Annotated in this window: 7 protein-coding genes; 4 read left to right on the forward strand and 3 right to left on the reverse strand. The window is 53.0% G+C overall.

Annotation, left to right across the window (positions count from 1 at the left end; genetic code table 11):
* Positions 1 to 35: 35 nt before the first annotated feature.
* From DB48_RS11735 to DB48_RS11750, 4 genes are all read left to right on the forward strand, one after another.
* Complete coding sequence (locus tag DB48_RS11735; protein ID WP_052813762.1) at positions 36 to 1,202, forward strand: efflux RND transporter periplasmic adaptor subunit; 1,167 nt, start codon at positions 36 to 38, stop codon at positions 1,200 to 1,202.
* Positions 1,202 to 4,306: a multidrug efflux RND transporter permease subunit gene (locus DB48_RS11740; RefSeq protein ID WP_041510460.1), complete on the forward strand. Its 3,105-nt coding sequence runs from the start codon at positions 1,202 to 1,204 to the stop codon at positions 4,304 to 4,306. Before DB48_RS11735 ends, DB48_RS11740 begins: the two co-directional genes overlap by 1 nt.
* 941 nt (positions 4,307 to 5,247) lie before the next feature.
* On the forward strand, positions 5,248 to 8,793 hold the full coding sequence (locus DB48_RS11745) for a pilus assembly protein (RefSeq protein WP_235375394.1): 3,546 nt from the start codon (positions 5,248 to 5,250) through the stop codon (positions 8,791 to 8,793).
* A gap of 68 nt (positions 8,794 to 8,861) precedes the next feature.
* On the forward strand, positions 8,862 to 9,173 hold the full coding sequence (locus DB48_RS11750; RefSeq protein WP_152619148.1) for a TapY2 family type IVa secretion system protein: 312 nt from the start codon (positions 8,862 to 8,864) through the stop codon (positions 9,171 to 9,173).
* A gap of 52 nt (positions 9,174 to 9,225) precedes the next feature.
* On the opposite strand, the gene DB48_RS11755 is transcribed toward DB48_RS11750, so the two are convergent.
* From DB48_RS11755 to DB48_RS11770, 3 genes are all read right to left on the reverse strand, one after another.
* Positions 9,226 to 10,344 (reverse strand): PepSY-associated TM helix domain-containing protein, encoded by a 1,119-nt coding sequence (locus tag DB48_RS11755; protein WP_052813764.1) that lies wholly within the window; start codon positions 10,342 to 10,344, stop codon positions 9,226 to 9,228.
* 443 nt (positions 10,345 to 10,787) lie between these two features.
* Positions 10,788 to 11,876 carry a metallophosphoesterase gene (locus DB48_RS11765; RefSeq protein ID WP_152619149.1) on the reverse strand — a complete coding sequence of 363 codons (1,089 nt, stop codon included), beginning with the start codon at positions 11,874 to 11,876 and terminating at the stop codon, positions 10,788 to 10,790.
* A gap of 303 nt (positions 11,877 to 12,179) precedes the next feature.
* The gene (locus DB48_RS11770; RefSeq protein ID WP_041510463.1) at positions 12,180 to 13,067 is read right to left on the reverse strand and encodes an MBL fold metallo-hydrolase; all 888 of its coding nucleotides are present in this window, start codon (positions 13,065 to 13,067) and stop codon (positions 12,180 to 12,182) included.
* Positions 13,068 to 13,355 lie beyond the last annotated feature (288 nt).

Here is a 13,355-nt window from a genome sequence, read left to right on the forward strand (position 1 = left end):
GCACTCGAAAAACCCATGGATAAGATACCGCCCCAATGGATAAGAAATACCTGTTTGTTCCTCTTGCCCTGCTCGCCCTGGCAGTGCTGTTCACCTTTGCCCTCGCCGACAAGCAGGCTGAGGGGCAGTCGTCACAAGCGACTAATACCAAAGCGACTAATACCAGAGCCCTTAATACCAGAGCCGTGCCTATCGCCAGTGCCAGGGTCGAGGCCCATCAGGTGGCGCAGCATCTGTCGTTAGTGGGTAAGCTCGCCGCCAATCACTCGGTACAGATCGCCGCCGAGGTGGCGGGTAAGGTGCAGGCGATCAATTTAAGCGATAATCAGGCCGTGGAACAGGGACAGGTTTTGGTGCGTCTCGAAGATGCCAAGGCCAAGGCAAACCTGTCAGAGGCCAAGGCCTATCTCAATGACGAGCGGCGCAAATTAGGCGAATACCAGCGACTCATAGGTAAGCACGCCATCACCCAGACCGAGATAGATGCTCAGTTGGCCAGCGTCGATATCGCCAAGGCCAGGCTAGAGGCTGCACAGGCGGATCTGGACTATCACACGCTCAAGGCGCCTTTCGATGGCGTCGTCGGGCTAGTGGATTTTAGTCTGGGCAAGCTGGTGAGTGTCGGCAGTGAGTTGGTGAGCCTGGACGATCTCTCCAGCATGCGCCTGGATCTGCAGATCCCCGAGCGTTATCTGTCGCAGATCTATATGGGTATGCCTGTGGTGGCCAGCAGCAGTGCCTGGCCTGGCGCCGAGTTTCATGGTCAGGTGGTGGCCATGGCCCCAAGGATCAATCCTGAGACCCTCAATCTCAAGGTGAGGGTGAATTTCGATAACCCGGATCATCGGCTAAGGCCCGGCATGTTGATCTTGGCGCGGATCAATTTTGCCCCCGTGACCCAGGCCGTGGTACCGGTTCAGGCATTGGAGTATTCCGGCACCAAACGTTTTGTCTATGTGGTGGGGAGCGACAATATCGCCCGCCGCACTCGGGTGACCCTGGGGGCGCGTATCGACGATCAGGTGCTGATCGATGATGGCTTATCCCTGGGGGACACCATAGTGGTCAAGGGGCTGGTGAACATGCGTGATGGCATCAAGGTCGAGGATGTCGAGGCTAGCCAGCTGGCTGACAGCTCGGGCGAGGGGCGGCTATCAGAGGCCCAGACGGGCGAGGCTGAACTTACGCGAGGACAGAGCTAATGTTGCTGTCGGATCTGTCGGTGAAACGCCCTGTGGTGGCGATCGTCCTAAGCCTGTTGCTGTGTGTGTTTGGTCTGGTGAGTTTTTCCAAGCTGGCGGTGCGTGAGATGCCGGATGTGGAGAGCCCTGTGGTCACTGTGATGACCACTTACAGCGGCGCCTCGGCCAGCATCATGGAGAGTCAAATTACCACAGTGCTGGAAGATGAGCTGACGGGGATCAGCGGCATAGATGAGATCACCTCTGTGACGCGCAACGGCATGTCGCGCATCACCATCAGCTTCGATCTCGACTGGAACCTGACCGAGGGGGTGAGCGATGTTCGCGATGCCGTGGCCAGGGCCCAGCGCCGCCTGCCCGACGAGGCGGACGAGCCCATCGTCTCTAAAGACAATGGCTCGGGCGAGCCCTCTGTCTACATCAACCTTAGCTCCAACACCATGGACAGGACTCAGCTGACCGAATATGCCCAGCGGGTGTTGGAAGACAGGTTTAGCCTGATCACCGGGGTCAGCTCGGTCAATATCTCCGGCGGCCTCTACAAGGTGATGTATGTGCAGCTGGATCCCAAGTTGATGGCCGGGCGTGGGGTGACCACCACAGATATTAGCAATGCGCTGCGCAGCGAAAACGTCGAGAGCCCTGGCGGCGAGGTGCGTAACGACACCACTGTGATGACGGTACGCACCGCCAGACTCTATCTGCATCCCGAGGACTTCGACTATCTGGTGGTGCGCAGCGCCAGCGACGGCAGCCCCATCTATCTTAAGGATGTCGCCAAGGTGTTTATCGGCGCCGAGAATGAGAACTCTACCTTCAAGAGTGACGGTGTGCCTAACCTGAGCCTGGGTATCGTGGCACAGTCCGACGCTAACCCGTTGCAGGTGGCGCAGCGGGTGCATCAGGAGGTGGACAAGTTACAGAAGTTTCTGCCCGAGGGGACACTGCTGTCGGTGGACTATGACTCGACAGTGTTTATCGACCAGTCGATCGGCGAGGTATACAACACCCTCTATATTACCGGCGCCCTGGTGGTGCTGGTGCTCTACCTGTTTATCGGTCAGGCGAGGGCGACGCTGATCCCGGCGGTGACAGTGCCGGTTTCCTTGATCTCGGCCTTCATCGCAGCCAACTACCTCGGCTACTCCATCAACCTGCTCACCCTGATGGCGCTTATCTTAGCCATAGGCCTGGTGGTGGATGATGCCATAGTGGTGGTCGAGAACATCTTCCATCATATCGAGCGAGGAGAGCCGCCTATTCTGGCGGCCTATAAAGGCGCCAGAGAGGTGGGCTTTGCCGTGGTGGCGACCACCGCCGTATTGGTGATGGTGTTTCTGCCAATCTCCTTCATGGACGGCATGGTGGGACGTCTGTTTACCGAGTTTGCCGTGATGCTCGCCATGGCTGTGATCTTCTCATCGGTGATCGCGCTCACCCTGACCCCAGTGCTCGGCAGCAAGCTGCTCAAGCGTAAGCATGAGCCTAATGCACTTAACCGTGTGATGGACGCAGGATTCTCAAGACTAGAGGCCGTCTATCGCCGCTGCCTGGCCTGGGCGGTGCGTTATCGCCTGGGGGCACCTGTGGTGATCATTGCCTGTGTTTTTGGTAGCGGTCTGTTGATGAAGCTGGTACCGGCACAGCTGGCCCCTCAGGAAGACAGGGGGGTGATCTTCGCCTTCGTGAAGGGCGCCGAGGGCACCAGCTATAACCGGATGACGGCCAACATGGATATCGTCGAGCAGCGACTGATGCCGCTGCTGAGCCAGGGAGTGATCAAGTCCTTCAGCGTGCAGGCGCCGGCATTCGGCGGACGCGCCGGCGATCAAACCGGCTTTGTGATCATGCAGTTGGAAGATTGGCAGGCGCGTGACATCAATGCGCAACAGGCATTGGGCATAGTGGCTAAGGCGCTTAAGGGGATCCCGGATGTGATGGTGCGGCCCATGCTACCCGGCTTTAGGGGGCAGTCTAGTGAGCCGGTGCAATTTGTGTTGGGGGGCAGTGACTATGATGAGCTGTTTAAGTGGGCCAGCGAGCTTAAGGCGATTGCCGATGCTTCGCCCATGGTGACCGGCGCGGACCTCGACTATGCCGAAACCACGCCAGAGCTGGTGGTGAGTGTGGACAGGCAGCGCGCCGCCGAGCTGGGGATCAGCGTCGCCCAGGTCTCTCAGACGCTGGAGGTGATGCTTGGGGGCCGCAGCGAAACCAGCTTTATCGAGCGAGGAGAGGAGTACGACGTGTATCTGAGGGGAAAGGAGGAGAGCTTCAACAGCATGGCGGATCTGAGTCAGATCTATATGCGAGCCGCTAACGGCGAACTGATCACCTTAGATGCCATTACCCATATCGAGGAGGTGGCCTCGGCGCACAAGCTGAGTCATACCAATAAGCAGAAGTCTATTACCCTCAAGGCCAATCTTGGAGAGGGCTACACCTTAGGCGAGGCGCTGGATTTTCTCGATGCCAAGGCGATTGAGATCTTGCCCGGCGATATCAGTATCGGCTACACGGGTGAGTCCAAGGATTTTAAGGAAAACCAGAGTAGCGTCATGATGGTCTTTGCCCTGGCGTTGCTGGTGGCCTACCTGGTGCTGGCGGCTCAGTTCGAGAGCTTTATCAACCCTCTGGTGGTGATGTTGACTGTGCCCATGGGGATCTTCGGTGGCTTCATGGGTCTCTATCTGATGGGCGTCGGACTCAACATCTACAGCCAGATAGGGATGATCATGTTGATCGGCATGGTGACCAAGAATGGCATACTGATCGTCGAATTTGCCAACCAGCTCAGGGATAGGGGGGCCTCATTGGAGCGTGCGATATTGGACGCCTCGGCGCGCCGCCTGCGTCCGATCCTGATGACGGCTTTTACTACCTTGGTGGGGGCCGTGCCCCTGATTTTATCGAGCGGCGCGGGTTCCGAGAGCCGAATCGCCGTGGGCACTGTGGTGTTCTTCGGCATGGCATTTGCGACCCTGGTGACCCTACTAATGATCCCCGCCATGTATCGGTTGATCTCCGGTCGTACCCGATCGCCCGGCTTTGTGGCCGAACAGTTAGAGCATGCTATCGCCAAACAGCAGGCGACAGGCGTTTAAATCATCCGCCAGCCTTGTCCGTGAAGACGAGGCTGGCGCGGCTGATGGGCGACGGGGCAAACAGTGGCTAAACAGTGGCTAGATATTGGCTAGATATTGCCTAGATATTAGCTAAATAAACTAACTTCCGCCGAATTCAGATAATAAGTGCACCATTCTACAATCAATTGGGCATCTCTTATTCAAGCGGCGTCGATTGAGCGCTATACGGGTTTAAAAGAGAGTTGCTTAAGAGGAGGGTAAATCTTTGCCAATAGCATCGAATGATGACCTATTTTGGTCATGCAGGTTTTATTAGATTTATTTCATGTTTTGCGATGAGTAAATATTGTCATTAAGTTGAAAAATTTACATCTTAAAGAAAAAGTGAATATTTCACAGGCTTTGCTGTTTAAATATTCATCAAGATAGCTGAAATGACGCGAGTGTCATTAATACGACGGCTGACTCTATCTTGTTTTCATCTGACTGGTTGTTTAATTAACGCCACTTCATTTCAAATAAATCCTTTTTATTCATGATGTTAATTTATATTTGAGTTTTTGCTTTAGTCTGGGCTTGTTTGTTTATTAAACTGGTCATTCCAGTGTCAATAAAATAGCACTCTTGCTGGCTAAGTTCGCTATTCATTCAAAACGCGATGTTCCTCCTGTTTGCATGATTCAATTTGGTTAAAAATGTTGCATTTTGTATCAATGGCGTGTTAAATCCGCTTTCTATCGCACTTTTGTCTCATCTTGTATTGCCAAATTCATGCTTCCGGCTAGTTTTCTCTTGTCTGAAAGTCTGTCTTTGGCTGATAGCCTTTGTCATCTAGGATTGAGAGTTGAGCCGTGGGAGTGGGGTAGGGGGTCATTTAAAAAATTAAAAAAATTTGAAGTAATAGGTTTAGTGAAATGGATATTTTGCGCGCTGGTCAGTCTGCTCTGGCAAATATCATCATGCAGCGAAAGGGAGAGCTTGTGAAAAGCTTTGTTGCTCTGTTGACTGCCATCATGAGTCTTCTCTCGGCTTCTTCGTGGGCCGACGATACCGAGTTATATGTCTATGAGGCGAGCGCCCGTACTGGGGCCAGGCCACAGATCCTGCTCATCTTCGATAACTCAGGCAGTATGGGTACCACAGTCTATGACGTGGATGTGCCTTATAAGCCTGGGGCTGGTGGTAGTTCAAGAGTTAATAATGGCCAGCAAGGGATGCTCTATTATGTTAAGGGTGATCAGGGGAAGAATAAGTTGCCCAATCCCGATGATCCTAACGAGCGCCGTAAATTTTCCGCGTCCATTAACGGCTGCGAGAGCTCTTGGGAGTTGCTCAACGACTATGGCATCTTTACCGGCTTCTTTCGCAAGTATACCTTTAGCGGTGCCAACGGTGCCTGGCGTGAGTTTGGCGACAATAACGGCCTGAATGCCAAGGCGGTGGATTGCTATGAAGACATTCAAGATGGCAAGTATCTCAACGCCAGTGGATTGATTAAAGGCTTGCCGATCGATAGTCAAGGCTCGCCCACCACGCCAATCATATATACCCCAGCCAGCGAGGGTTCTGATGAGAGTGTCAAGGAGAGAGCCAAAGAGTTGTCGCAGCTCACAGGCTTTGGTACCGGGCGGGTGCTCACCGTGTATACCGAGGATTACCTTCGTTGGTATCACAGTAAGAAGGCAACGAAAAATATGACTCGAATGGATTTGGCCAAAAATGCAATAAAAAACGTTATCTTAACCACGCCAGGAGTGGATTTCGGCCTGGCGATTTTTAACATGAATGGCCCGGACGATACATTATTGAATGGCCGTAACGGTGGCCGTATCATCAAGGCGATTAAGACTCTATCGAGCGCAGAAAAAAAGACTCTGTTAGACGGTGTTAAGAAAATCGCGTATGGCTGGAATACCCCCCTGTGTGAAACCCTCTACGAGGCATATCTCTACTTCGCCGGAAAGCCTATGCTCTTTGGCAATCAAGATAAAAACTACCAATGGTGGTATGACGTCACTGACAACCCTAGCTTTGACTCCGATGCGCTCAAAGAGAACACGAATATCTATCAAAGTCCTTTCAAGAAGTGCCAGAACAATGCTTATATTGTCTATATTACAGATGGTGAACCGACCCTAGACAGTGCTGCTGACGGATATGTAAAGCCGTTGACCAGAGGTGTCGACAAGCACAGCACCAGTTACATGAGCGCGCTGTCGAGTTGGATGTATCGCAAAGATGTCAACCTTGACGTGGATGGCGAACAGCATGTGATCACCCACACCATTGGCTTCAGTGAGGGCGCGAAAAAGGCCGAAGATCTGCTGAAGAAGGTGGCGAGCAAGGGGGGCGGAAGCTATTTCGATGCCACCGACGCGACTAAACTGCAGGGCTCGATTCAACAGGCGGTGAATGAGGTGTTGGCCAACAGCGCCAGCTTTACCTCGCCTTCTGTGGCCAGCAACAACTTTAATCGTACCCAGACCTTTAACTATGCCTATTACTCCATGTTCCTGCCGGACAGAGGTCCGCGCTGGACGGGTAATATCAAGAAGTTCAGAGTCGACTCCGAAGGCGAGGTGCTCGACGCCGAGGGGAATCTGGCGATCGGTAAAGACGGTAATATTAAAGATAGCGCTTGCTCCTATTGGACGCCCAAGAAGCTTTGCGGCGATGGCAACGATGTGCGCAAGGGCGGTGTTTTGTCGGCCATGCAGAGCGCAGATAGCCGAACCCTCTACAGTAATCTGGGGGGCGGCATGGACAAGCTCAGTCTATCGGCGGCGGCCAGTAAGGCTGGTGGTAAGGAAGACCTGGCCAATTTCATGGGGGTGGATAAGAGTCAGCTCAAGGAACTCTTCGACTGGGCCAAGGGACTGGATGTCGACAACGAGAAGAACCAGTCGAGCATTGCCAATCCCGCCAAGAACTGGCGCAGCGATATCATGGGCGATGCTTTGCATTCCAAGCCCCTTGCGCTGAATTTCGGCAGTAAGTCCAGCCCGGATATCCGTATCTTGGTGGGTACCAACCATGGCTTCATGCATATGTTCAAGGATGACACGACTGCCAATGAGGTGAGCGAGAGCTGGGCCTTCATGCCTTATGAAGTGCTGCCTAATATCCAAACACTTAGAAACAATGTGCCCACGGGCGTGCACTCCGTCTACGGTATCGACGGCTCTCCCGTGGCCTATGTGAAAAATGGCGCCTCGGGTGTAGAAACCGCCTGGCTCTACTTCGGCATGCGTCGTGGTGGTGGTAGTTACTATGCCCTGGATATCAGCAATCCTGATTCACCAAGCTTCAAGTGGCGTATCGATGCGAGCTCTCCGGGCCTGAGTGAGTTGGGACAATCCTGGTCGACGCCTGTGGTGACCACGATTCGCAGCGCCAGTGGCACCGACAAGCCTGTACTCATCTTCGGCGCCGGTTACTCGCCGGCAGGTAAAGATAGTAAGAATGTCGGCACCGCGGACAATAAGGGACGCGGCGTATTCATCATCGATGCCGACACCGGCAAACTCATCCATCAGTTTGGCATAGGTGGCGGAACCGCATTGCCAGGGATACAGGACAGCATTCCCAGCAGTGTGGCGGTGATCGATGCCGACGGTGATGGCAACACCGACCGTATCTATGCCGTCGATACCGGCGGTAGCGTCTGGCGCATGGATATGCCAAAAGCGGATAAGGCCAGCTGGTCTGCCTTTAAGTTTGCCGATTTAGGTGGAAAGTCGCTGCTGCAGAATCGTCGCTTTTACTCGGCGCCTGCTGTGGCACAGACCCTGATTAATAATGTCTCTGTGGTGGATCATACGGTCAACGGCAAGACCACAAGGGTGACCACCAGTCAGAATGTGCCTTACGATGCCGTGGTGGTGGGCAGCGGTCACAGGGCGGCGCCGTCGGATACTTCCCGGGAGGATATCCTCTTCGTCCTGCAAGACAGAAACGTGGTGTCTCAGACCTTTGGCGGTACAGGCAGGCCAAAGGCGCCAGCGGCTTTGACCATCAGCGATCTCTATGAAAATACCAAGTCGAGAGCGGAGATCACGCCCGATAAGCTGGCTATCGGTAAGAAACTGGGTTGGTATTTCAAGTTTCCCGAGGATGGTGAGAAGAACCTGTCATCGGCGACCATTATTGCTGGGAAGGTGCTGTTTACGACGTTCGTTCCTGGTAATTCGACGGCAACTAATCAGTGTTTGAGTTCAGGTAAGGGATATTTAAGAAGTTTTAACCTTCAGTATGGTACTAGTACCTATAAGTCGACCGTACTCGAAGCGGGTAACTTGGTGCTAGACACGCCTCAGCTGGTGATCCCCGCCGACAACAAGGGCGGCCAAGGAAAGGATGGTGATGCCTATATGTATCTTATTGGCATAGGTAATGCCGCCGAGGAGATGGAGAAGGTTAACCCCGACGACGAATGCCCTGCCGGGAATAACCGCTGTATAGGTGGTCGTCTGCGCGCCAAAAAGCTCTACTACTATAGCGAGTAGTTGATGGTATTCAGGAATAAGTGATGCTGAGTGGTGAGATGATTAAATCAATAAGTGAGAGAATTAGCGTGAATAAATTAACTTTGCTGGTGCTACTCGCCGGTTGTGCGATGACTGGGCCGCTACAGGCGGAACCCCGTGAAGACTACAAATGCTTCATCGACACCAATAAGGGGCAGGTGCTGGTGCGTTTCTCCTGGCAGCCCAGCAAGGCGTCAAAGTATAAGAAGCAGCTCCTCGGCAGTCAGTTGCCCGCCTTGCCCCACACAGACGGTAAGCCCATGCTAGTGAAACGTGTCTATGAGTGTGTCAAAAAAGAGGAAGCATTTAGCACCAGCCAGGGACGCATGCTAGAGCATAACTGGCCCATGGAAGGCTAAACGCTATCGAATCCTTATCAAGAGGCCGGGTGATCACCCGGCCTTTTATATTCTATCGGGCCAACACCTGCTCCTTCGAAGTCTTGCCTTTTGTTTGCATAGTGCGGCGCCTTGTTTGCGGTTTGCGCCGGGTCTGCCACATCAAATAACCGGAGAGGGCCATCAGGCTCGGGAAAAAGCCCACCACACACCAGATAATTTTGCTGATAAGCCCGCCGAAATGGCCGTAATGCAGTGGACGAAAGCTGTCGACGAATTGGTAAAGTGCGTCGGCCTGAGTGGCATCCAGGCTGGCGGTGAGGCGACCCGCTTTATCATCGAAACTGACGATAGAACCATAGTCGCTGCGAAGCGCTCCGCTGTCTCTTGCGGCGCCAAAAAGGTGGATGCCGGGATAACTCTTGTCGGGAAAGCGTACATAATGGGCCTCGAAGCCCGGGATAACTTGATTTGCCTGAGTCAATAGCGTATCGAAATCCAGCTGCTTGTTGTAGTAGCTCTGGGTGATGGCGAGTGTCTTAGGATCTACCTCATCCCACTCTTCTAAGATGTGCGCTATGTTCCACCAGGCGCCGGTAAAGCCAAGGATTAGAAACAGCGGCGCGCCGACTATCCCCAGCATCTTGTGGCTATCGCTGAGAATAAGTCGCAGACTCTTACCCCATCTTAGGGTGAAGAAGGTTCGCCAGAACTGACGATGTAGGATAAATCCAGATAACGAAAGCAATATCAGCAAGACAGATATCAATGCGGTAACGGCGAGCCCCAGATGATCCGCCAGTAAGGTGTAGTGCAGCTCTAGCAGCCAATCCAGCAGGTAGTGACTCAGGCCGACGGGCTGGCTTAGCAAGTTGCCTTGGCTTGGGTCGACAAACAGGATCTGCCAGTCATAGGTACCCTGCTTGGCCACATAGAGCTTGTCTGCCTCGCCGGCGTGAGCCGCAAACTGCCAGCCAAGAATTTCATGTTGTGGCAAGGCCAGGTCTGCCGCTCTCAGGAGCTGAGTAAAGCTCAGGCGGCTATCATCGGCGGCGAGCACCTTCTCAGGCATCAACAGGTGTTCGAGTTCGCTCTTAAACACCAAGACGCTGCCGGTTAGGGCGATGATAAATAGCGGCGCGGCGGCGAGGAGTCCGAGCCAGCCGTGCCATTTCCATAGGAGACGACGCATTAGATGATTACCTTTTGTTATGGCGCCATTCTGAAAGATGCGAGTGGCAGGGTAGAAGAATCAGGTTTGAGGTTAATATTAATGAGAATCAATTTCATTCTCAAGTTTAATCCTGTGGCATTGAGTCACATTTTTAATCCAAAGCGCCGCATTAGACTCGTTATCCAGGGAGATGGGAGGTAAATATAATGAGCAGGGGACTTGGCTTGAATTGCGAGGTCCTCATTACGTTCTTGAGTCGATTTAGACCGCTAGATTGTGTCGGATTCAGGGGGGCTTTGGGTTTCAGGTTTTAGGATTTGGCTTAGAGGCTTAGAGGCTTAGAGGCTTAGAGGCTTAGAGGCTTAGACGTGGCGATGGCTTTATTTTTGGCCATCGCCACGTCTTCGATAGAAGGAGCGCCAGACTGAGTCTAGCCTGCGCTTAGGCTGAGCTTAGCGGGCTCAAAGGGGCGTCTGTGTGCCGTCATACTGACCGCGGATAAGCTTGTTTTTCTCTATGAGGAGTAGCTCGCCAGATTGCCCCAGCTTGATGCTGCTGTCGACGGCAATCACCCGGTTGTCGAAAAGGCCAAGCACTCGCGTCTGTGAGGTGTGGCCCACAACGATGCGTTTGACTTTGAAGTAATTCAGGATATTGGCCAGTTCCTGGGTATCGAAGTCGGGTTTAAAGTAGCCGCGATACCAGGTGGGGCCGTTACCGAAGAAGAGAAAGTTAAGCAGCTCATCTTGTTTCAATTCGGGCTTAGTCTTGTCGATATTTTCCCGGTAGAGACGGTTGGCTCTGTCCAGTGTCAGCTCTCGGTCGACCCACTCCTGGCTGATGCCACCATGGAGAAAGAGGGTATCGTTTATCTTAACGATAGTGTGCTTGCTGCGCAGCCATTGGCCGAGTTCGCTGTCTTTGCCATAGAGCTCCTGATATTGGCGATTAAGCAGGGTACTGGCCGTCTGATACTTGTCATTGACGTAGCGTAGATCGCCGCGCATCACCATCTGCTCATGATTTCCCATCAGCAGATGTAGCTGGCCACCGGCGGCCTTGGCCTGTCTGTCGAGTCGATACATGAACCAGAGTACTTCGTTGACCTGAGGGCCACGGTCAAACATGTCCCCCGTCATCACCATATGGCCCTTGCCGAAGGCCCAGTTGTTATCCTGATCGATGATCTTGTTGCTGCGCAGCAGCTTGATCAGCACCTCATACTGGCCATGGACATCGCTGAGCGCCACTATCTTATCGACGCCCTGATAGCTGTCGGCCAGTACTTCGGTGGCCTGCGGATTGAGCATGGGCTCGGGGAGCTCGCCGCAATGATTGGGCCTGGTGAGGCGCTTGTTTGCAACGGCAGTCTGTTTCAGTTTACCGGCACAGATCCACTGGGCATTTTGCTGTCCGCTGTTGCTGTCAAACAGATAGGGGCCGTCGTTGAGGGTAGCAACAGACGCTTGCTGATTTGGTGTGTCAGCCGAGGCTTGCGTGGCGAAAGTGAGAAGCGTTGCGCCATACAAGGCGAAAATGGTTCTTTTCAAGAGTAACTCTCTTATTATTTTAGTGATACTTGAGCTTTGCACTCATGTTATCACCAATGGAGAGTGAAGAGCAGTTGCGGGGAAGTTGAATGTTTTTCAAGCCTACAGATTTTCAAGTCAAGGTCATTTCGAGATGGTTATTTAGAGAAAGTTATTTCGAAAAGGCCTTGTCTTTTCTTTAGCTCTCTATCGGCCTGATTCTAGTGCAGCACAGACAGCGCGCTACAGGATAGTAGGGGAGTAGCGCGCGGCCTGCGAGTTAAGGCTTATGTTATTCTGTCAAAGGCTTATGTCACTGGCTGTCTACATGGGCCAGCGCATCTCTCCCATGATCACCTTGGTACTGATCTCCAGCGCGGCATCAGGCTGATAGTCGGGATAAAGGCTTCGTAACTTCTGCGCGAGCTCGGCCGCATCTTTGGCGGTTGCCGCTGCATTTTCAAACGCCGTGATATAGTCCAGGGTGGCCTGGACGGCGTTGATGTCGAATGTGGCCTCGCCGGCGTAGTGGCCTGGGATCACCTTGACGGGATTGAGGGTCTGCATCTGTTTGAGTTGGTCGCGCCACACTTGTCGCTCCTCCTGAGTCTGGCTGTCTGCCATCCAGACATGCATATTCTCAAATACCTGTATTCCACCGGTAATGGTTTTGGCCGATGGCACCCAGAGATAGGTATGTTTGGCATCTGGGCCGTCAAAGCCTTTGATGATGATCTCCTCTCCTTCGAGGCTTAAGGTGTCTGAGGTGACGGCCTCGGGCAAGATCAGCGCCTTGGGAGCATCATCTTTGAGTATGGGTCCCCAGTAGGCCAGTTTTCCTTCCATGGAGGCGGCAATCGCCTGTCGAGTCGCCGGTGTAGAGACTATCTTCACCTGGGGGAAGTGCTGGCGAAGGGTTGCCAGCCCAAAATAGAAGTCAGGATCGCTATGGCTGATATAGATCTGGCTAAGACGTTTACCGCTGGCCTTGATCAGCTCGACCAGAGACAGAGCATCCTTGTTTTGAAATTGGGCATCGATCAGCATCACCTCATTTTCGCCGCTGATAAGGCTGGATGAGACGGCAAAGATACTGCTCGCCCCCGGATTAAATTGACTGACCTCCAGAGGGGCGGCCTGGCTATTTAGGCCAACGAGTAGCAATGTCGGCGCGAGAAGACGCGTTAGGAGTCGCTGTTTAAGGTTTTTCATCATGATCTTACCTGCTGTCATGGAAATAAAGAGGTTATATCGCGGCGGATGGTGCCGTGACTGGATGCGACAGAGTATAGGGAGATTGGTGTTTGATAAACGCGGTTATCTGTACTTGTTTGTATCTTAAATTGAACTAATGGCGGCCTTTATTGGTTTAGTTGTGCGAAATGCATGATGAATCCGCTATCGAGAGGTTGGGGAGTTTCCAGAATTGAGTGGCTGAGCAAATAAAAAACGGAGGCTTTTGCCTCCGTTTTTGTTCGACTTACGCAGATTGTCATGCGG

The sequence above is a fragment of the Shewanella sp. cp20 genome (assembly GCF_000832025.1).
Classification (GTDB): domain Bacteria; phylum Pseudomonadota; class Gammaproteobacteria; order Enterobacterales; family Shewanellaceae; genus Shewanella.